Origin of the sequence: Micromonospora craniellae, assembly GCF_014764405.1 — a bacterium.
GTDB classification, from domain to species: Bacteria; Actinomycetota; Actinomycetes; order Mycobacteriales; family Micromonosporaceae; genus Micromonospora; species Micromonospora craniellae.
Genome location: NZ_CP061725.1, coordinates 1,446,007 through 1,466,106, shown reverse-complemented (window position 1 = coordinate 1,466,106; position 20,100 = coordinate 1,446,007). Strand labels below are relative to the sequence as shown.

Here is a 20,100-nt window from a genome sequence, read left to right as displayed (position 1 = left end):
CCCAGGATCGAAGGAGCCAGTCATGCCACTCGTCGTGGCCAACGGCACGAAGATCAGCTACGCCGAGCGTGGCACCGGGGAGCCGGTCGTCCTGGTGATGGGGACCGGCAGCCCGGGCAGCGTGTGGCAGCTGCATCAGGTGCCGGCGCTGGTGGCGGCCGGGTACCGGGTCGTCACCTTCGACAACCGTGGCGTCGCGCCGTTGCCGCCGGGCGCGGCCAAGCCGACCGTGGAGGACCTCGTCGGCGACGTCGTCGCTCTGGTCGAGCGCCTCTGCGGCGGCCGGGCCCGGCTGGTCGGCACGTCGATGGGCGCACACGTGGTGCAGGAGGTGATGGTCACCCGGCCGGACCTGGTGCAGCAGGCGGTGCTGATGGCGACGCGGGGCCGGACCGACACCTTCCGGGGTGCGCTCGCCACCGCTGAGGCGGCCATCGCGCTGGGGGAGGCGAAGCTGCCGCCGCAGGCGTACGCCGTGTGGCGGCTGATCCAGAGCCTGTCCCCGCACACGCTCAACGACGAGAAGCAGGCCCGCTACTGGCTGGACCTGATGGAGTTCTTCCCACCCTCCCTCGAGGTGGCCGAGGCCCAGACCGAACTGGAACGGATGGCCGACCGGCTCGACGCGTACCGGGCCGTCACGCCGCCGCCGGACGGCGCTCTGGTGGTCGGCTTCGCCGACGACCTGGTGACACCGCCGCATCTGGGCCGGGAGGTCGCCGAGGCGATTCCCGGTGCCCGGTTCGCCGAGGTCGCCCGGTGCGGGCACTTCGGCTATCTGGAACGGCCGGACGCCGTCAACGCACTGCTCGTCGAGTTCTTCCGGTCAACCGTGGGGTGACCGTGTTCCTGCCACATGTTCGACGCAATGGAAAGTGCGCTGTCCGCGCCGCGATCGGCGGCTCGGGCATGGGCGAAGACGGCGTAAGAGAAGCGAATAGGAGGTAACTGTGGAAGCTTCTGTGGTGGATCCCCTCGCGAGACTCGCGGCGCACGAGGTCAGCTCGGCGCAGCTGACCGAGGCACGTGAGCACCTCGCGAAGTACGGTTTCACAAAACTGTCCTTTATCGTTCCGGAGGAGTTGAAGGAGGCCGTCGCGGCCGAGGTGTTGAACCTGGTCGGCGAGGCCGGGGTCCGCCGTGACCTGCGGTTCGCGGCGACCGGCAACACCCTGCGCCGGATGCGCAACGTGCGACGGGACGAGGTGGTCGAGCGCAGCACGGTCATCCCGGCGGTGTACGAGTCCGAAGCCCTGCTCGCGCTGCTGTCCAAGGTGGCCGGCGAGGCGGTGCTGCCCTGTCCGTACGAGCCGGAGCAGTACGTGATCACCCGGCTCGAGGAGAGCGGCGACACGCACGGCTGGCACTGGGACGACTACGCCTTCGCGCTGGTCTGGATCATCGAGTGCCCGGCGGTCGAGCACGGCGGCTTCGTGCAGTGCGTGCCGGGGACGACGTGGAACAAGGAGAATCCAGAGATCCACCGGGCATTTCTGGCCGGGCCGACCTATTCGGCCTCCTTCGTGCCCGGTGACCTCTATCTGATGCGCACCGACACCACCTTGCACAGGGTCTATCCGATCACCGGGGGCGTCCGGACGATCATCAACATGGGTTACGCCGCCACCACCGATCTGGATCGGCACATCTCACACGAGACGATGGACGCGTTGTGGGCTGAGTCGGCTCCGGCGGCGCCGCACATCCGCTAAAGGAGGAAACAATGACCGACACATTCGTCGAGACATACCCGGCGGAAACTCCCCCGTACACGGTCGGAGCGGCCGCCAGCCTCTTCTCGTCCTACGTGGTCACCTCGGCGATCTCCGCCAGCCACCAGATCGGCCTGCTCGACCTGCTGCACGCCGAGGGCGGCACGGACGTGGCCACGGCCGCCGGCGGCCGCCTCGACCACGGCGTGGTCCGTGGGTTGCTGGACACCCTGGTCTGGGCGAAGGTGGTCCAGCCCGACGGGGACCGGTACACGGTCGGGCCGGGCTTCGCCGACGTCTACGCCGCCCGGGGCTACTTCTACTGGTTGGTCAAGGGGTGCGGGGAACTGTTCTCCATCGCACCCGACGTCGCCGTGCCCGAGCAGCGGGTGGGCGACTTCTACCATCGCGACATGCGGGCTGTGGCGATCGGCTCCCGCCTGATCGGCGACAGCGAGGTGGAGCCGCTCTTCGACGAGATCGTCACCGGGCTCGACTTCGCCGTGATCGCCGACCTGGGCTGCGGCTCCGGGCAGCGCCTGATCCGGATCGCCGAGCGGGACCCGTCGGTGAGCGCGGTCGGCGTCGACATCGCCCGGGGCTCGGTGGAACTGGCCGAGAAGTCGGTAGCCGACGCGGGCCTGGAAGGCCGCGTCCACATCGTGCAGGGCGACGTGCTGGCCCTGGAGCCCACCGAGATCTTCGCCGACGTGGAGGTGGTGACCTGCGTCTTCATGGGTCACGACTTCTGGCCGATGCAGCGCTGCGTCGACGGGCTGGCGAATTTGCGTCGGGCGTTCCCGAACGTCAAGCGCCTGCTGCTCTGCGACGTGGTCCGCACCCCGGGGCCGGCCAGCCCGGAGACGACCACCATCTTCACCATCGGCTTCGAGTTGATCCACGCCCTGATGGGCGTCTACATCCCCAGTCGGAGGGAGTGGTTGGAGGCGTTCGAGGCGGCTGGGTGGGACCTGGTCCGCGAGCGCCACGTGGCCGCTCCGCCGTCCGGGATTCTCTTCGAGCTGGTTCCGTCGGCCCCCAGGAGCGCCTGAGATGTCGAACCCGTTCGACCGGCCCGACGGCACGTACCTGGTGCTGGTCAACGCCGAAGCGCAGTACTCCCTGTGGCCCGAGTCGAACCCGGTGCCCGACGGCTGGTCGGTGGCGCACGGCCCGGCCGGGCGTGCCGACTGCCTCGCCTTCGTCGAGTTCACCTGGACGGACATGCGGCCGGCGAGCCTCGCCCGGGCGATGGCGGCGGACTCCGGAGCGTCCCGGTGACCACCGACTGGCCCCGATACCAGCTCAGCGACGCCGATCTCATCGCGTTGCGCGCGATCGGCGAGACCGTACGGTCGACTCCCGACGTGGACCCCCGGCAGCCGGACTTCTACGACCGCCACCGGTCCGCGGTGCGGCGCCTGCCGGCGGGGCTGTGGGAGTTTCTGGACGAGTTCCGGCACGGCGAACCGGCGGCGGCCTGCTCGGTGCTCGGCTTCCCGGTCGACGACCGGCAGGTCGGGCCGACACCGACGCACTGGGACGCCGAGCGGCGGGGCAGCCACGTCACCGAGGTCGAGGTGTGCATGGCGCTGTGCGGCATGGCGTTGGGGGACCCGTTCACCTGGGCCACGCTCCAGGGCGGCCGGCTCGTCCAGAACATCGTGCCGATCGCGGGCGACGAGGCGCGGCAGAACGGTCACGGCAGCGAGGCGTTGCTGGAGTTCCACACCGAGGACGCCTTCCACCCGAGCCGCTGCGACTACCTGCTGCTCTTCGGCGTCCGCAACGAGGACAAGGTGGCCACCACGGTGGCGTCGGTCCGGGAACTGGACCTGGACCCGGCCGACGTCGAGGTGCTCCGGCAGCCGCGCTACCACATCCTCCCCGACGACGAGCACATCCGTCAGCTCACCCTGAGCCAGCCGGACCATCCGGCCCTCAAGCTGGTCGAGCGGATGCGGGACGATCCCGAGCCGGTGGCCGTGCTGTCCGGTGATCCGTCCCGGCCGTACCTGCGGATCGACCTGCCGTTCATGCGGTGCGTGGGTGGTGACGACGACGCGGTCGCCCGGCGGGCGCTGAACGCCCTGCACTCGCAGTTGCTCGCGCACCAGCACGACGTGGTGGTGGAGCGCGGCACGCTGCTCATCGTCGACAACTACCAGGCGGTGCACGGCCGCAAGTCGTTCCGGGCCCGGTACGACGGGACCGATCGGTGGCTCAAGAAGCTGACGGTCAGCCGCAACCTGCGGTCGGGCAGCGGGGTACCGGCGGGCAGCAGGGTGCTGGTCTGACCGGGAATACCGGTGGTGGGCGCGGCCACCGCGCCCACCACGACCCACACGAGAACTGGGAGAGTTCGATGCGGACGGTAATCATCTCCGGTGCCTCCAGCGGCATCGGCTGGGCCACGGCCCAACGGTTCGCCGCGGGCGGGGACCGGGTGTTCAACCTGGACGTGCGGCCCTCCGCCGATCCGCAGAACCCGGCGGTCACGTGGATCGAGACCGACGTCGCGGACTGGTCTGCGGTCCGCGACGCGGTGGCGCAGGTCGCCGAGATCGGCCCGATCGACGTCGTGATCGCCAATGCCGGCATCAGCGTCCGGCACGGGGTGCTGGAACTGACCGAGGCCGACGCGCGCCGCGTGGTCGACGTCAACCTGCTGGGCGTACTCGGGCTGTGGCAGGCGGCGGCCCGGGTGATGGTGCGGCAGCGGGCTGGCGTCCTGCTGGCCACCGCGTCGGTCAACGGCCTGCGGGGCTACCCGCTCTACGCCGACTACAACGCGACCAAGGCCGGCATCGTGGCGCTCTGCCGCACGTTCGCCCTGGAGTTGAGCCCGTGGATCCGGGTGGCCTGCGTCAGTCCGGGTGCGGTGCTGACGCCGATGCAACTGGCCGAGTACACGCCGGCCATGCTCGACGAGGTGAACGCGAAGATTCCCGCCGGACGGCACGCGTCACCGGAGGAGATCGCGGCGGCGTTCCACTACCTGGCCTCTCCGGAGGCGAGCTTCCTCACCGGGCAGGAGCTGGTCATCGACGGCGCGGAGACCGCCGGCGCGACCACCGCCGTGTTCGGAGCCGACACGAGCGAACGGAGTGAGCAGATCATCGAGGCGGACGCCCTCCAGGGCGGCACGGAGCAGAGCGGAGTGCCGGCATGAGGAAGCAGGAGTCGGCGCAGACCAGGAGGACGGTGTTGCTGGTGGTGGTCGGTGCGGTCGTGTTGCTGGTGCTCGCCGGGGCGGGCTCGGCCGTGTTCCTGACGGCACGCAGTGGCGGTGTCGCCAAGGACGTGGTGGACGACTACTACCGCGCGCTGGAGGAGCGGCGCTTCGACGACGCGTACGGTTCGCTCTGCGCCGAGGTACGCGCCGACCAGTCCCGGGAGGCGTTCACCTCGGCGGCCGAGGCGCGGCTGCCCAGTTCCCACGAGATGACCGGTGAGCTGCGGGTCAACGGCCTGCCGTGGAAGACCACCGGCACGGTCGGGGTCAGCGTCAGCTACGCCGACGGCACCACGCAGGCGCGGATGGTGTCGATGCTCCGCGAGGACGGCGACTGGCTCATCTGCGAGCCGTCGGTGTGACCCGCCGCGCCTCGCCCCGACGCGGAAGTCTCCGGGGCGAGGCGCGGGCCGGATCACAGCCAGCGTTGCCGTACGGCGTTGGCACCGGCCTGGAAGCGGCTCTCCGCGCCGAGCCGGGTGGTCAGGTCGGACATCATCCGTTGCACGGTACGCACCGACAGGCCGAGCTTGCGGGCGGTGGCCTCGTCGGTGTTGCCGTCGCCGAGCAGTTGGAGCAACTGCCGCTCGGTCGGTTCCAGGCCGTTCTCGTCGGCGGTGGCGGCGGAGCCGAACGGTGTCGCCGTGGACCAGGCGTGGTCGAACAGGGTGCTGAGCGCCGCGATGATCCCCGCGTTGTGAATCTCGATGGCGCCCTTGCGGGCGTCGGTGGGGTCGACCGGCAACAGCGCGATCCGACGATCGACGATGATCATCTGGAACAGGACCACCGGAACGCAGCGGGTCTCGCCGCCCAGGCTGTTGAACCAGCGGGCGTAGGCAAGCGTGTCCGGGTCGTTACGGAAGCTATCCTGATAGATCGACTTGATGGTCACGCCCCGTTCCAGGGCCTCCTGGTTGACGGGCTTGCTGGCGGCCATCGCGTCCGGCCGGTGCGCGCCGCCGGGGTTGAAGGAGAGGCACTCCACCTGCGTCATCCGGGCGAGTTGCTGGAGGCGCTGGCGTACCGAGTCGAGCTGGGCGATCTGGACCAGTTGGTCCGACTGGTCCGACTGGTCGACGTGGTGGGCCTCGGAGAGGGCGTCGATGGCCGCCTGGGTCGCCTCGATCTCGTACTGCTGCTGGGCGATGTCCGCCTTGGCGCGGGCGAGCAGCGCCGCGAGGCCGACCTTGGGGCTGGTCGGTGTGAGGTTGCCGGGGCGGACGGGTGACTCGCGGACCAGCGCGAGTTCGATCAGCTCGTCGAGTGCGTCGTGCACCTGCCCCGCGTCGATCCCCAAAGACTCGGCGATCTCGGCGACCCCCCAGGTCGACTGGCGCAACATGGTCATGTAGACGGCCTCTGCGGTGGTCGATATGCCCAGGGTGCTGAACACTCTGCTCCTCCCACTAGTGCTCGTGCCCGACCGGGTGGCGTGCCGGGAAAGAGATTGTCAGACGGCAAAGACGGCTGGCAAGATCCTGCCGCTCTGACGTGAACCCGCCTGGCGCGATCCCGTCACTTGGATCTTGTTGACCGTATCCGGGCATCGCAAGAGACTGGCATCGCCGACGCGGTGCAATGGGGGAACCGTTAGGCAGGTTGCCTGATTCGGGAAGGAAAGCGGCTATATGTCTCGTCGCCTGAAGATCGCCCTTGCCGCCCTGGCTTTCGTGGTCAGCGCTGCCACTCCGCTGCACGGCGAGCGGGTTCCCCTGAACAAGAAGCAGCGGCCGACCGCCGGGTTCTCCTGGGGAATGCCGCTGCGCTAGGTCGCGGGTGCCGTTCGCTGAGCGTGGGGGTGTGTTGGCGGGGGGATTTACTACGACACATTGGATGGAAACGTGCAGCTGTCAGCCGTAACGCTCATTCCGGTGACGACGGCACGGACGCCGCTGACGCCCGAACGGCTAAGGGACCTGATTCTCGGCTGTCGTGTGGATGGCGACCGAGTCGAACACGTCAAGGTGATAGAACGGGCGGGGTTGATGTGGATAGGGGCCTATGTCGCTATCTGTGACATGAGATCCGCCGAACTGACTCTGGCTGATCTCTGTGTACGGGCTGCCGAACGGCTCGACGGCTGGGAAGTGATCCGGCAGTGGGAGCTGTGATCGGCGTCCGACACCCGCTCTAATGGGCGCGGAGAGGCGAATGCTGACTCTCCGTGGTCCGGTGGAAATTGTAGGAGGACCGTGCCGGCCAGTGGCTGGTCGGTGACGCGTGCCGTTATCGATGGGCATAAAAGGTGATATACGATAGCCCAGGCTCTATGCCAGTCCGTTCCACCATAACTGACAGAAACCTCGTGCAGCGGGCCGCCTATCAGGACCGGCGAGTGCTCAGCGCCGACCTCAGCGCCCTCCTGCTCAGCGCCGAGCTGACCGACCTGACCCGCACCGAACTCCTGGTCGTGGCGCCGATACCCGGTCAGATGCCGCTACCTGCGGAGGTGTTCGGCGAGCTGCGGGCCCGCAACCTGACGGTCCGCCTGCTCTTCACGCCCGGCCGGGAGCCGCTGGCCGAACCGGTGGCCGCCCTCGCCCGGGACGGGATCGCGCTGCGGTCCCCGGTGGACCTGCCCTACTTCCTCGTGGTGCGGGACCGGGCCGTGGTCTACCTGCCCCACCAGGATCCGGTGAACCCGGGCAACGGCCGGCTGACGCGGATCCGCAGCGTGGTGATGGGTGACTCGCTGGCGACGGTGTTCGGCCTCATGTGGGACACCGCAGTGCAGCACACCCGGGCCGTCCGGGCGGCCCCCCGGGTCGACGAGGGCGAGGAACTGGTCCGCGCGCTCGGCGAGGGCCTGACCGACGACCAGGCTGCGGCGACGCTGCACATGAGCCGGCGTACCTTCGCGCGGCGGGTGTCCGACATGATGCACCGGCTCGACGCCAGCACCCGATTCCAGGCCGGTGTCCAAGCCGCGCGACGCGGCCTGGTCTGATCAGACCGCCAGGTATGGCACCGGCCAGTGCCGCATCCGGAACGGGAGTACGAGCGTGCGACCATCGGCTTCGACGGCCAGGCATGCCTCGACCGCGTCATCGACCAGCTCCGCGTCGTCGGCCCCCGGGCGGCCGTCCGCCGACTCGGCGAGATGCTCGAACCGGTCGGCACCGTCCTCGATGACCATCTGCGAGGCCGGCTGGCCGGGTCGGACGTCTTTGATCGTCACGATCCCCCGGCCCTCGGCGGTAGTAGAACGACCCGTAGCGGTAGTCCCGCGCCCGGGCCACCGTGTGGGTGACGTCGTCCAGCTCCACGCCCAGGCACGGCGGCAGCAGGTGCGAGTAGGTGTGCAGCGGGAACGACGGGCGGCCACTGAGCGTCCACCGTAGCCTTACCGCGTGGCTGGTGACCGCGCGGAGCAGCCGCAGCAGGTCGAGGTCCTGCGCCGGGGACTGCCCGAACCGTAACGGCTCGGGCAGCTCGACCGCGAGCAGGCTGTACGCCGCCGGGTCCGCGCGCAGCGCGTCGAAGTCGATCACCGTGCAGTTCCTGGTCGGCCAGGCCGTGCTCGGCGACCCGGGCGGCCAGGGCCTTCGCGGTCCGCCCGCTCCCCAGCTCGCGGTACGCGGCCACGAAACCGGCCCCGGTGATCCGGTGGTCCTGCTCCGACCAGCCGACCCGCCGGTCCTCGATCACGATCTCTTCGTCGTCGGAGCTCAGGATCCGCAGCGAGCTGGACGGGTACGCGTCGATCCAGACGCCGGTGAGCTTGTGCAGCCCCTCGGCGTCGGCGTCGGAGAGCCCGGGTCGGTGTCGAACTTCGGCTCAGCCAGATCCCCGGCCTGGTCGTTGCCGTACCCGGCTCGCCGAACGCCGTCGGCGGGCTGCTGCGGACCGCGTTGCGTCACCCCGACCCGCTCGTCCTGCTGGAGTCCCCGCGCCTGTTCACCCCCACCTGGACCGACCTGCCCGAGCCGTCCGCCGCCCCGCTGCCGTTCGGCGTCGCCGGGCTGGCCCGCCCCGGTGACGACCTGACGCTGGTCGGGATCGGCAACACGGTCATCGAGAGCATGCTGGCCGCGCGGCGGCTGGCGGAGCACGGCGTCCAGGCCCGGGTGGTCGACCTGCGGACCGCAGCGCCGCTGGACCGGGACGGGGTCGCCGCGATGGTGGTACCCGACCGGCCGGTGATCCTGGTGGGCGAACAGCCCCGGGCCGGGTCCGTGCTGACCGACCTGGCCTATCACCTGGTACGCACCGGTGCTGCCCGGCCCGAGCACGTCGAGCTGCTCACCGGCGCTCCGGTTCCCGCGCCGGTGAGCCCGGCACTGCTCGACGGTCTGCTAGCCGACGCGGACCGCATCGTCCGCGCGGCGCTCGACACCTCGGCCCCCTCACCCCGCGGAGATGACCATGAACAGCGAGTACGCGGTCTGGCACGGCCTCACGCCGATGGGCCCGCACCTGCGGGAGAACGGCCCCGACCTGTTCCTGGTCAGCGGTGCCGGCAGCCACCTGCAGGACGCCGCCGGACGGCGCTACCTGGACGCCCGCTCGTCGATGTGGAACGTCACGCTGGGCTACTCCCTGCGATTCGGTGAAGCAGGCGATGACCCGTCAGCTCGACGTGCTGCCCTCCGGCACCGTGATGCGCTACGAGCATCCGCCGCAGGTCACCGTCGACTACGCCGCCGCACTCGTGGCGCTCCTGCCGGCGCCGCTGCGACACGTACGGTTCGGCAACACCGGCAGCCAGATGACCGAGTCGGCGGCGATGCTGTCCCGGTTCTACCGCCGGATGACCGGTGAGACGGACCGGCACACCGTCATCGCCCTGCACGAGGCGTGCCACGGGACCGGGCCGCTGGCCACCGCGCTGACCGACGAGCCGATCCTGCACGACTACTCCGCCCCGATCGACGGGCACGTGGTGCACGTGTCGACCCCGCCGCCGGTGACCTGCGACCCCGGCGCGTGCACCGGCGAGTGCGATCGCCGATGAGGTGACCACCGGCGCCGGTCGGGTCGCCGCGATGACGTACATCGAGCGGCTCTCCGAGGTGCCCGACATGCTGGTGCTCGGCAAGGGCCTGAGCGCCGGCTATTTCCCGCTCGCCGCACTGGTCGTGGCGAGCGACGTCTACGACGCCCTCGCCGACCCGCCGATCCGGCTCGGCTTCCCCAACGGCTCGACCACCGACGGCCACCCGATCGGGGCGGCGGCCGGCCTGGCGGTGCTCGACATCCTCACCACCGACGGCTTCCTCCCTGCGGTGCGCCGACGCGGTGCCGAACTGGTCGAGATGCTGGACGCGGCGTCGCAGGTGGATCCCCGCATCGGCGCGGTCCGCGGTGTCGGCATGATGCTCGGCGTCGAGCTGCGCGACGCCGACGGCGAACTCTGGTCGTTGCGCGACGTCCACGACCTGCGTGGGGTGTGCCGTGAGCACGGGCTGCTGACCAGCTACGCGAGCGGCGTGATGCCACTGCTGCCGCACCTGACCGTCTCCACCGACGACTGCCGCGAACTGGTGGAACGGTTCGCCAAGGCGGTGGCCGCGTACCGCTCCTGACGCCGGTCGATCGGGCCGCCCGCCAATCCGGGCCGGAGAGATCGAACTCTCGACGCCTCCGGCCCGTACTGGTGCGTGGGAGGTCCACAATCATGGCCGTACGTCGAGTTGTCGTCGTCGCGTTGGTCGCTCTCGTCGGGACGACGGCCGGTGCGCTGCCCGCCGCCGCGCAGGGTGCCCCGACGTACCCGGTCAGCCGTTCGGCCGGCTGCGCGCCGGACGGTCCGCACGTGGGCACGTCGGCCTGCCTGGCGGCGGAGAAGGAGGGCGCCGCGCTACGCGAGTGGGACAACGTCCGGGTGTACGGCGTCGACGGCCGGGACCGGGAGACGATCCCCGACGGGGAGCTGTGCAGCGGCGGCCTGTCCGCGTACCGGGGGCTGGACCTGCCGCGCACCGACTGGCCGGCGACGCCGCTGACCGCCGGCGCGGAGTTCGCCTTCCAGTACCGCGCCACCGCCGCCCAGAAGGGCACCTTCCGGCTCTATCTGACCCGGCCGGGCTACACCCCGTCGAGGGCGTTGACCTGGGCGGACCTGGACAGGCTGCCCTTCCTGCGGATCACCGACCCGCCGCTGCGGGACGGGACGTACCTGATGTCCGGCCGGCTGCCGACGGACCGCAGCGGCCGGCACGTGATTTACACGATCTGGCAGCACTCGGATTCCGCCGACACCTACTACTCCTGCTCGGACGTGGACATCGTGGCGGTCGACGCGTTACGGCCGGGCGGCATCACGCCGGCAGGCTCCGCCGGTGGCACTCCGGAGGCCGAGAACGGGCTGCCGGGCGTCGGTGCCGACGCGACCACCGAGGTCGCCGACAACGTACCGGTCGCCGCGGTCACCTACCTGGACGGCCGCCGCTGGCCGCTGGTCGCGGGCGGCCTGCTGGTCACGTTGCTGCTCGTGTCGCTCGCCCTGCGGCTGCGCGGCTCGCGCAGCGGGCCACCGAAGGGGCCCGCCTGCACCGTCCGCAACCACCGGGCCAACCCGCGCCCCTGGTGACCGCCCGGTGCGGCCTCGCGCGCCGGACCGGCGGCCGGGGCACAGCGCGGCGGGTACGGTCGACGTCATGCGCTACGTGCAGCTCGACACCCCGAAGCCCCTGTCCAAGATCGGTCTCGGCACCTGGCAGTTCGGCTCGCGGGAGTGGGGCTACGGCCCCGACTACGAACGGTTGGCGGCGGACATCGTCCGGCGCGCCGTCGAGTTGGGGGTGACCGTCTTCGACACCGCCGAGATCTACGGCCTCGGTCGCAGCGAGCGGATCCTCGGCACCGCGCTGGCCGGCGACCGGGAGAAGGTCACCGTGGCCACCAAGATCTTTCCGGTGTTGCCGGTGGCGGCGGTGGTGCAGCAGCGGGCGGTCGCCTCGGCGGCCCGGCTCGGTGTCAGCAGCATCGACCTCTATCAGGTGCACTCGCCCAACCCGCTCGTCGCGGACGGCACCACCATGCGGGGCATGCGCGCGTTGCAGGACGTCGGCCTGGTCGGCGAGGTCGGGGTGAGCAACTACAGCCTGCGCCGCTGGCAGGTGGCCGAGACCGTGCTGGGCCGGCGGGTGCTCAGCAACCAGGTCCGCTACAGCATGCTGGACCGCAAGCCGGAGCAGGACCTGCTGCCGTACGCGGCGCAGGCGGGCCGGGTCGTCATCGCGTACAGCCCGTTGGCGCAGGGCTTCCTCTCCGGCCGGTACGACGCACATCACCCGCCGGTCGGCGCGATCCGCCGCGCCAACCCGTACTTCCTGCCGGAGAACCTGGCCCGGGGCACCGCGTTGATCGAGACGCTGCGCCAGGTGGCCGCCGCCCACGACGCCACGCCGAGCCAGATCGCCCTGGCGTACGTGCTGCGGCACCCGAACGTGGTGGCCATTCCGGGCGCGTCCAGCGTGGAGCAGATGGAGCGCAACGCCGCCGCCGCCGAGATCGACCTGACCGACGACGAGTACGCCGCACTGGTCAACGCGGCCCGGGCGTTCCGCCCGCTGACCGGCCTGGCCGCCGTACCGCGCATGATCAAAACCCGCGCCGGCCGCTGACCCGCTCCATCCAACGGCCGCCCGGCGCGCTGCCGCGCCCGGTGCCCTGCTCCGCCTCGACCCGCGCCTTGTCCTGCTCCGCCTGGCGTCCTGCTGCGCTTCGACCGCTCTGCCCTGCATCGCCCGGTGCTCCGGCTGCCGACCTCAGCCCTACCGTGCCCTTTGCTCTGCTTCAACGGGCGCGGCAGTCACCCTCAGTGGTTGTTGGTTGTCTTTCCGGTTCAGCCGGGGATCCGACCGGGAGAGCTGAAAGCCACCCGAGCGCGCTAGCGTTGGGCGGGTGACTGCACCGACCTCGACGACCCCGGTCCCACCGGCCGACCTGCCCGGCACGCTCGGTGCGCTTCGCGCCGCCGGCCACCGGTACCGCAGCGTCAAGCAGGAACTGCGGGACAACCTGTTGGCCCGGATGCGCAGCGGCGCGCCACGCTTTCCCGGCATCGTCGGGTACGACGACACGGTGTTGCCGGAGGTGGAGCGGGCGCTGCTGGCCGGGCACGACATGGTGCTGCTCGGCGAGCGGGGCCAGGGCAAGACCCGGCTCATCCGGTCGCTGGTGACGCTGCTGGACGAGTGGACCCCGGTGATCCCCGGGTCGGTGCTGAACGAGCACCCGCTGCACCCGGTCACCCCGGCGTCGCGGACGCTGGTCGCCGAGTCCGGCGACGACCTGCCGATCGGCTGGTTGCACCGCTCGATGCGGTACGGCGAGAAACTGGCCACCCCGGACACCAGCGTCGGTGACCTGATCGGCGACGTCGACCCGATCCGGCTCGCCCAGGGCCGTACGCTCGGCGACCCCGAGACGATCCACTTCGGGCTCGTACCGCGGACCAACCGGGGCATCTTCGCCGTCAACGAACTGCCGGACCTGGCCGAACGCATCCAGGTGGCGATGCTCAACGTGCTGGAGGAGCGGGACATCCAGGTCCGGGGCCACCAGCTCCGACTCCCCCTGGACCTGCTCCTGGTGGCCAGCGCCAACCCGGAGGACTACACCAACCGGGGACGGATCATCACCCCGCTCAAGGACCGGTTCGGCGCCGAGGTCCGTACCCACTACCCGACCGACCTGGAGCGGGAGCTGGAACTCATCCGGCAGGAGGCCGACCTGGTCGCCGAGGTGCCGGAGCATGTGCTGGAAGTCCTCGCCCGGTTCGCCCGCGCGGTCCGCGAGTCGCCCTCGGTCGACCCGCGCTCCGGTGTCTCCGCCCGGTTCGCCGTCGCCGCCGCCGAGACGGTCGCCGCCGTCGCGCTGCGCCGGGCCGGCCTGCTGGCCGCCGCGTCTGCCGTGCCGGGCGCGTCTGCGGCTCGGGGCGAGGTGTTAGCAGGGGACCCTTCCTCTACCGCAGACGTTAATAGGGGGCCCTTCCTTTCACTCGACGCGGTGGCGCGGGTGGGCGACGCCGTGTCGGTGACCTCCACCCTGCGCGGCAAGGTCGAGTTCGAGAGCGGCGAGGAGGGCCGCGAGATCGAGATCCTCGGCCACCTGCTGCGCACCGCCACCGCCGACACGTTCCGGGCCCGGTTGGCCGGGCTCGACCTGTCCGGGTTCACCACGCTGGTCGAGGAGGGCGAGACCGTCGAGACCGGGGAACTGGTGTCGGCGGCCGACCTGCTGCGCCAGGTGGGCACGGTGCCGGGGCTGGCCAAGGTGCTCGACCGGCTCGGCGTCGGTGACGCGCCCAGCCCCGGGCAGGCCGCTGCGGCGGTCGAGTTCGTGCTGGAAGGGCTGCACCTGAGTCGACGGTTGGGCAAGGACGTGACCGACTCGGGACGGACCCGCTACGGCGGCCGGGACTGACCATGGCGGGCAACCGGTTCCGGTACGGGCAGTGGCGGGGTGGCCCCGACCCGCTGGCACCGCCGTACGACGTGCAGGCCGCGGTGGACCAGGTCGGCCAGGAGGTGCTGGCCGGCGGCAGCCTGCGGGACGCGCTGCGGGAGCTGCTGCGCCGAGGGCCGCAGGAGCGGGGTGGGCTGGACGCGCTGACCGCCCGGGCCCGCCGGCTGCGGCGGGAGGCGTTGCGCCGGGGTGACCTGGACGGCGCGGTGACCCGGGCACAGGCCCTGCTGGACCAGGCGCTCGCCGCCGAGCGGGACGAGTTGTCCGGCCGCCCGGACGAGGCGGCCCGGTTCGCCGAGGCGATGCTGGACAACCTGCCCCGATCCACCGCCCAGGCGGTGCGGGAACTCGCCGACTACCGGTGGGCCAGCGAGGAGGCCCGGCAGGCGTACCAGCGGATCCTCGACGGGTTGCGGAACGACGTGCTCGGCCAGCGTTTCGCCGGACTGCGTTCCTCCGCCCGGGCTGCGGCCGACCCGGCCGTGCAGGAGCGGCTGGCCGCGATGATGCGGGACCTGAACGCCCTGTTGGCCCGGCACGCCCGCGCGGAGGACACCACCGACGCGTTCGCCGAGTTCATGCGCCGGCACGGCGACTTCTTCCCCGAACGGCCTACCGACGTCGACGAGCTGATCGACCTGCTGGCCCGCCGGGCGGCGGCCGGGCAACGGCTGATGAACTCGCTCTCCGACCGGCAGCGGGAGGAACTCGCCGGCCTGATGCGCCAGTCGCTCGGCGACCGGCTGGCCGGGGAGTTGGCCGACCTGGAGAGCAACCTGCGGGCGCTGCGCCCCGACCTGCGTTGGGGCCGGGGCGAGCGGATGCGGGGCGAGCAACCGCTCGGCTACGGCGAGGCGACCGGGGCGCTGGACGAGATCGCCGAGCTGGACGACCTGCTGGACCAGTTGGGTCAGGAGTACCCGGGGGCGACCCTGGACGACATCGACGTCGAGTCGGTGGCCCGTACCCTCGGCCGGGACGCCGCCGACGACGTACGCCGGCTCCGGGAACTGGAGCGGGAGCTGCGTCGGCAGGGCTGGGTGACCCGCGACGCGGAGGGGCTGACGCTGAGCCCGAAGGCGCTTCGCCGCCTCGGCGGCACCGCACTGCGGCAGGTTTTCGCCGAGTTGACCGCCGGTCCCCGGGGGCAGCACGACCTGCGGTCGGCCGGTGCGGCCGGCGAGGTGACCGGTGCGTCCCGGCCCTGGGAGTACGGCGACGAGCAGCCCATCGACGTGGTGCGGACGCTGACCCGCGCGGTGCGCCGGGCCGGGCCCGGCGTGCCGGTGCAACTGGCCGTCGAGGACTTCGAGGTGGTCGAGACCGAGCGGCGGGCCTCGGCGGCGGTGGCGCTCTGCGTGGACCTGTCGTACTCGATGATCTCGCAGGGCCGATGGGGCCCGATGAAGCAGACCGGCCTGGCCCTGGCCCACCTGATGGCGACCCGGTTCCCGCAGGACGCCCTCCAGATCATCGGGTTCGGCCGCCGGGCGGCGACGTTGACGCAGCAGGAGTTGGCCGCAGTCGAGCCGGACCTGACCCAGGGCACCAACCTGCAACACGCCCTGCGGCTCGCCGGCCGGCACCTGCGCCGTTATCCGGACGCCGAACCTGTGGTGCTGGTGGTCACCGACGGCGAGCCCACCGCCCACCTGGACCCGGCCGACGGCGAGGCGGTGTTCCACTGGCCGTCGTTGCCGGAGACCGTCGAGGCGACCATCCGCGAGGTGGACCGGCTCGGCCGGTACGGGGCGACGCTGAACCTGTTCATGCTCGGTGACGATCCGGGGCTGCGCCGCTTCGTCGACGCGGTGGCCCGCCGCAGCGGCGGCCGGGTCTTCACCCCGGACACCGAGGACCTCGGCGAGTACGTGGTCAGCGACTACCTGCGGTCACGGCGCGGTCGCCGCTAGGCTCGGTCGGGTGGAGGCCGACGGGCTGCGGCGGGCGTACGACACGCTGCTGGCCGAGGTCGACGCGGGCGGGTTCGGGCCGCTGCCACCCGGGCGCTACAGCGCCGAGCAGATCGTGGCGCACCTGCTCACCAGCGACGAGTTGATGAGCGAGGCCACCGAGGCAATGCTGGCCGGCTCCCCGTACGCCTTCTACGAGCTGGACGAGATCCACCGGCCGGAACTGGACGCGCTGACCGCCGAGGCCGGTGGCCTGGACGGGCTGGCCGTCCGGCTCCGGCTCAGCAGCGACCGCCTGCTCGCCCTGGTCGCCCGGCTCGGCGCGGGAGCCGACACACCGGTGGAGACGCACCTGCGCGAGGGCTTCGACCTCGTCGTCGACGAGCCGTTGCCGTGGGGCCGCATCATCGACCTGCACACCCGCGTCCACCTGCCCCGACACCTGGCCGAGTTGCGGGCGCTGCATACCTGACGCCCTGCCCGCACCCGCCGCCCGGCACCCGCTGTCCGGCACCCGCCGCCCGGCACCCGCTGTCCGGGAACTGTTAGAGACCGTCGGGTAACCGGCTCGGGGCGTTGTGTGACGGCGAGACACGTCGATGCGGGACGCTCGACAAATAGGTCATCCCCGCCATGATCGGGTTGTGTGTGCAACGTAGACCTTGGCGGGGATGACGCCCGCTCATGCTATCCGTCGAGCTTGACCGACGCGATGTGGGCGATCCTGGCCCCTCTCATGCCGGTGCGTGACCTGCGTAGAGGCGGCCGGCCCCGTAAGTGGGACGACCGGCTGATCCTCGACTCGATCTTCTACGTGCTGCGGTCGGGCTGTGCGTGGCGAATGATGCCGCGTGATCTGGCGCCGCCGGATGCGGCGCATCGCTGGTTCACCGCTTGGCGTAGAAACGGGACGTGGGATGCGATCCACGACGAGCTTCGCCGGCAGGTACGGGTGGCGGCGGGTCGTGGGCCGGAGCCGACCGCGGCGGTGTTGGACGCCCAGTCGATCAAATCCAGCGAGGGTGGCGAATGCCGTGGGTTCGATATGGGCAAGAAGACGACAGGCCGTAAGCGGCATCTGGTTGTCGACACGATGGGGTTGATCCTGGTGGTGATGGTCACCTCCGCCTCCGTCAACGACCGTCCTGGAGGCCGGCGGATCCTGCAACGACTGGCCGAGGCATTCGCCACCGTCGCGCTGGTGTGGGCCGACGGCGGCTACGCCAACAGCATCGACTCCAGCCTGTTGAGCTGGGCAAAGGACAAGCTCGGAATCCTGCTGGAGATCGTCGAGCGCACCGACGATGTCAAGGGCTTCAAGGTCCTGCCGCGTAGGTGGGTGGTGGAGAGGACGTTCGGCTGGCTGGTACGTAATCGGCGTCTGGCCCGGGACTACGAGCGGTTGACCGTCAACTCTGAGGCCATGATCAAGGTAGCGATGATTCGACTCATGACGATACGTCTGGCCGGGCAGGCGGTCCGGTGGAGCAACACTACCGAACGCGAAGCCGCCCGACGTATCAACGCTGAACGACTTATCGCCACGTAGTCACCTGGTTACCCGACGGTCTCTTAGCAGGGGACCCCTGCTATACCGCAGGCGTTAGCAGGGGGCCCTTCCTTTCACTGCGGCGCCCAGCGCTGCGCCGGGTTGCCGTCGCACGGGGCCTGGACGACGTCGGTGCCGGCCTCGCCGCCACCGTCGCGGACCTGGGCGCACTTGCCGCTGTGTACGGCCACCACCAGTACGGTGCCGTCGCCGGTGGGCTGGAGACGCCACTGCTGGTTGTCCTCGCCGTGGCAGCCGAACTGCTGCAACCGGGCACCGTCGTCGCCGCTGCGGCCCTCCACGTCGAGACACTGGTTGTGGGCGCCGTTGGTCAGTGTCACCGTGTCCGGGCCGAACGGGTTGACCACCCACTGCTGCTCCGGTCCGCCGGTGCAGCCGGCCAGCTTCGCCACCGCACGCTCGCCGTCGCCGTCCAGCCCGAGGCAGAGGCCGGAGCCGACGCCCCGGAGCACCTTCGGCCCGGTGTTCGGGTCGGGCTCGGCGGGCGTGGGCGACGGGGTCGGCGTCGACGTCGGTTCGGGGCTCTCGACGGTCTGTGGCGTGAAGCTCTCGCTCGGGCTCGGCGCGGCCGACGTCGGGCTGCCGGCGACCGGGGTCGGTGGCGGATCGTCACCGCCACCGAGCAGGCCGGTGGCGAACAGCACCCCGGCCAGTACGCCGGCCAGCCCGACCGCAGCGGCGACCAGCAGCACCGGGTCCCGGGGCGGTCCGGAACGGCGGGTGCCGTAGACGGTGCCCGATCCATCGGTTTCCGACATGCCGGCATCCTGGCCCACCCCCGGCCGGTACGCCATCGCAGGTGCGGTAACTCTCGCGTGGACGGCCCGCCGGTGGCACCGCCGACGCGTAAAGTGACCACATGCTCGCTTTGCGTGATCATGACGTGGCGGTGGCTCAGCTGCGACGGTCGTACGCGGCGGTGCCACCGGGTCGGCCGGTGCGGCTGGCCAAGCGGACCTCCAACCTGTTCCGCCCGCGCAACGTCCCGCGCGCGCCGGGCCTGGACGTCAGTGGGCTCGGTGGCGTTCTGCACGTCGACCCGGCCGCCCGCACCGCCGACGTGCAGGGCATGTGCACCTATGAGCGGCTGGTCGAGGCGACCCTGCCGTACGCCCTGATGCCGCTGGTGGTGCCGCAGCTACGCACCATCACCCTCGGCGGGGCGGTAACCGGGCTCGGCATCGAGTCGACGTCGTTCCGCAACGGCCTGCCGCACGAGTCGGTGACCGAGATGGACGTGTTCACCGGGGCCGGCGAACTGGTCACCGCCCGGCCGGAGGGCGAGCACGCCGACCTCTTCGCCGCCTTCCCCAACTCGCTGGGCAGCCTCGGCTACGCCACCCGGCTGCGCATCGCGCTGCAACCGGTCCGGCGGCACGTGGCGCTGCGCAACGTGCGGTTCACCGACCTGACCGCGTTGACCGAGGCGATCGGCGAGATCACCGCCGCCCGCGCCTGGGCGGGGGAGGGCGTCGACGCGATGGACGGGGTGATGTTCAGCCCCGGCGAGGCGTACCTGGTGCTGGCCCGTTTCACCGACGACGCGCGCCGGGCCTCCGACTACACCGGCCAGGACATCTACTACCGGTCGCTGCGCCGGCTCCCGCACGACACGCTGACCACCCACGACTACCTGTGGCGCTGGGACACCGACTGGTTCTGGTGCTCGGCGGCGTTCGGCGCACAGCATCCGCTGGTGCGACGGGTGTGGCCGGCCCGGTGGCGGCGCAGCGACGTCTACCACCGCATCGTGCGGCTGGAGTACCGGCACCAGGTGGCAGCCCGGATCGACAGGTGGCGCGGCCAGCCGGCCCGGGAACGCGTGGTGCAGGACGTGGAGATCCCGCTGGAGCGCACCGCCGACTTCCTGCGCTGGTTCGCCCGTCGGGTGGGGATGACGCCGGTGTGGTTGTGCCCGCTGCGGCTGCGTGAGCCGGCGGGCAGGGGATCCGCCCGGTCCTGGCCGCTGTACCCGCTCCGGCCGGGGCAGGACTACGTCAACATCGGGTTCTGGGGGAGCGTGCCGATCGCCGAGGGTGCCGCCGACGGCGACGTCAACCGGGAGATCGAGCGCGCGGTGTCGGAGGCGGGCGGGCACAAGTCGCTCTACTCCGACGCGTACTACGACCGGGATTCGTTCGACCGGCTCTACGGCGGCGACACGTGGCGCGTCGTGCGGGACCGGTACGACCCGGAGCATCGGCTCACCGGACTGTACGAGAAGGCGGTAGCGCGCGCATGAGCGAGCGAAGC

22 protein-coding genes and 2 pseudogenes are annotated in these 20,100 nt (G+C 71.2%); 20 read left to right on the top strand and 4 right to left on the bottom strand.

The genetic code is table 11. From position 1 onward, the window contains the following. Positions 1-22: 22 nt before the first annotated feature. From ID554_RS06675 to ID554_RS06645, 7 genes are all read left to right on the top strand, one after another. Entirely contained in the window at positions 23-841 is an 819-nt protein-coding gene (locus ID554_RS06675) for an alpha/beta fold hydrolase (RefSeq protein ID WP_117228491.1), read from the top strand. A 124-nt stretch (positions 842-965) separates the two neighbouring features. Continuing rightward, a complete protein-coding gene (locus ID554_RS06670; protein ID WP_147333463.1) occupies positions 966-1,712 on the top strand; it encodes a HalD/BesD family halogenase in 747 nt (248 codons plus the stop codon). An 11-nt stretch (positions 1,713-1,723) separates the two neighbouring features. Beyond that, a complete protein-coding gene (locus ID554_RS06665; RefSeq protein ID WP_117228489.1) occupies positions 1,724-2,764 on the top strand; it encodes a class I SAM-dependent methyltransferase in 1,041 nt (346 codons plus the stop codon). A gap of 1 nt (position 2,765) precedes the next feature. Further along, positions 2,766-2,993, top strand: coding sequence for an MbtH family protein (locus ID554_RS06660; RefSeq protein WP_117228488.1), 228 nt, complete (start codon positions 2,766-2,768; stop codon positions 2,991-2,993). Further along, positions 2,990-4,009, top strand: a complete 1,020-nt coding sequence (gntD, locus tag ID554_RS06655; RefSeq protein WP_117228487.1) for a guanitoxin biosynthesis L-enduracididine beta-hydroxylase GntD — start codon at positions 2,990-2,992, stop codon at positions 4,007-4,009. Before ID554_RS06660 ends, gntD begins: the two co-directional genes overlap by 4 nt. Before the next feature lie 68 nt (positions 4,010-4,077). Then, entirely contained in the window at positions 4,078-4,884 is an 807-nt protein-coding gene (locus tag ID554_RS06650; RefSeq protein ID WP_117228486.1) for an SDR family NAD(P)-dependent oxidoreductase, read from the top strand. Further along, positions 4,881-5,309: an Rv0361 family membrane protein gene (locus tag ID554_RS06645; RefSeq protein ID WP_147333462.1), complete on the top strand. Its 429-nt coding sequence runs from the start codon at positions 4,881-4,883 to the stop codon at positions 5,307-5,309. The genes ID554_RS06650 and ID554_RS06645 overlap by 4 nt, the downstream gene beginning before the upstream one ends. Positions 5,310-5,362: 53 nt before the next feature. Here the strand turns inward: ID554_RS06645 and ID554_RS06640 are convergent, their stop codons facing one another. Continuing rightward, positions 5,363-6,343, bottom strand: a complete 981-nt coding sequence (locus ID554_RS06640) for a helix-turn-helix transcriptional regulator (protein ID WP_117228484.1) — start codon at positions 6,341-6,343, stop codon at positions 5,363-5,365. 235 nt (positions 6,344-6,578) lie between these two features. Here ID554_RS06640 and ID554_RS06635 point away from each other — a divergent pair, with 235 nt between their 5' ends. From ID554_RS06635 to ID554_RS06625, 3 genes are all read left to right on the top strand, one after another. Next, positions 6,579-6,719: a hypothetical protein gene (locus ID554_RS06635; RefSeq protein WP_158573738.1), complete on the top strand. Its 141-nt coding sequence runs from the start codon at positions 6,579-6,581 to the stop codon at positions 6,717-6,719. Positions 6,720-6,791: 72 nt separating this feature from the next. Then, positions 6,792-7,061, top strand: a complete 270-nt coding sequence (locus ID554_RS06630) for a hypothetical protein (protein ID WP_117228483.1) — start codon at positions 6,792-6,794, stop codon at positions 7,059-7,061. A 224-nt stretch (positions 7,062-7,285) separates the two neighbouring features. Continuing rightward, positions 7,286-7,897, top strand: coding sequence for a helix-turn-helix transcriptional regulator (locus ID554_RS06625; protein WP_147333461.1), 612 nt, complete (start codon positions 7,286-7,288; stop codon positions 7,895-7,897). Here the strand turns inward: ID554_RS06625 and ID554_RS06620 are convergent, their stop codons facing one another. Both ID554_RS06620 and ID554_RS32955 read right to left on the bottom strand, forming a co-directional pair. Beyond that, positions 7,898-8,128, bottom strand: a complete 231-nt coding sequence (locus ID554_RS06620) for a hypothetical protein (RefSeq protein ID WP_117228481.1) — start codon at positions 8,126-8,128, stop codon at positions 7,898-7,900. A gap of 16 nt (positions 8,129-8,144) precedes the next feature. Further along, a pseudogene (locus ID554_RS32955) lies at positions 8,145-8,441 on the bottom strand (DUF5825 family protein); the annotation flags it as partial. A gap of 360 nt (positions 8,442-8,801) precedes the next feature. On the opposite strand from ID554_RS32955, the gene ID554_RS06615 reads away from it, so the two are divergent. The 9 genes and pseudogenes from ID554_RS06615 to ID554_RS06575 form a co-directional block, all read left to right on the top strand. Then, the gene (locus tag ID554_RS06615; RefSeq protein WP_158573737.1) at positions 8,802-9,503 is read left to right on the top strand and encodes a transketolase C-terminal domain-containing protein; all 702 of its coding nucleotides are present in this window, start codon (positions 8,802-8,804) and stop codon (positions 9,501-9,503) included. A gap of 8 nt (positions 9,504-9,511) precedes the next feature. Further along, entirely contained in the window at positions 9,512-9,904 is a 393-nt protein-coding gene (locus ID554_RS06610; RefSeq protein ID WP_147333459.1) for an aminotransferase class III-fold pyridoxal phosphate-dependent enzyme, read from the top strand. Position 9,905: 1 nt separating this feature from the next. Beyond that, complete coding sequence (locus ID554_RS06605; RefSeq protein WP_117228478.1) at positions 9,906-10,475, top strand: aminotransferase class III-fold pyridoxal phosphate-dependent enzyme; 570 nt, start codon at positions 9,906-9,908, stop codon at positions 10,473-10,475. A gap of 92 nt (positions 10,476-10,567) precedes the next feature. Continuing rightward, positions 10,568-11,482, top strand: coding sequence for a lytic polysaccharide monooxygenase auxiliary activity family 9 protein (locus ID554_RS06600; protein ID WP_117228477.1), 915 nt, complete (start codon positions 10,568-10,570; stop codon positions 11,480-11,482). Between the two features lie 67 nt (positions 11,483-11,549). Beyond that, entirely contained in the window at positions 11,550-12,518 is a 969-nt protein-coding gene (locus ID554_RS06595; RefSeq protein WP_117228476.1) for an aldo/keto reductase, read from the top strand. A 280-nt stretch (positions 12,519-12,798) separates the two neighbouring features. Then, positions 12,799-14,322: a magnesium chelatase gene (locus ID554_RS06590; RefSeq protein ID WP_117228475.1), complete on the top strand. Its 1,524-nt coding sequence runs from the start codon at positions 12,799-12,801 to the stop codon at positions 14,320-14,322. A gap of 2 nt (positions 14,323-14,324) precedes the next feature. After that, positions 14,325-16,277 carry a vWA domain-containing protein gene (locus ID554_RS06585; RefSeq protein ID WP_117228474.1) on the top strand — a complete coding sequence of 651 codons (1,953 nt, stop codon included), beginning with the start codon at positions 14,325-14,327 and terminating at the stop codon, positions 16,275-16,277. 10 nt (positions 16,278-16,287) lie between these two features. Then, positions 16,288-16,749, top strand: a complete 462-nt coding sequence (locus tag ID554_RS06580) for a hypothetical protein (RefSeq protein ID WP_117228473.1) — start codon at positions 16,288-16,290, stop codon at positions 16,747-16,749. A 174-nt stretch (positions 16,750-16,923) separates the two neighbouring features. After that, positions 16,924-17,745 (top strand): annotated as a pseudogene (locus ID554_RS06575) (IS5 family transposase); the annotation flags it as partial. A 155-nt stretch (positions 17,746-17,900) separates the two neighbouring features. Here ID554_RS06575 and ID554_RS06570 read toward each other — a convergent pair. Then, on the bottom strand, positions 17,901-18,605 hold the full coding sequence (locus ID554_RS06570) for an RICIN domain-containing protein (RefSeq protein ID WP_117229031.1): 705 nt from the start codon (positions 18,603-18,605) through the stop codon (positions 17,901-17,903). A 101-nt stretch (positions 18,606-18,706) separates the two neighbouring features. On the opposite strand from ID554_RS06570, the gene ID554_RS06565 reads away from it, so the two are divergent. Then, positions 18,707-20,089: an FAD-binding oxidoreductase gene (locus ID554_RS06565; protein WP_117228935.1), complete on the top strand. Its 1,383-nt coding sequence runs from the start codon at positions 18,707-18,709 to the stop codon at positions 20,087-20,089. Positions 20,090-20,100 lie beyond the last annotated feature (11 nt).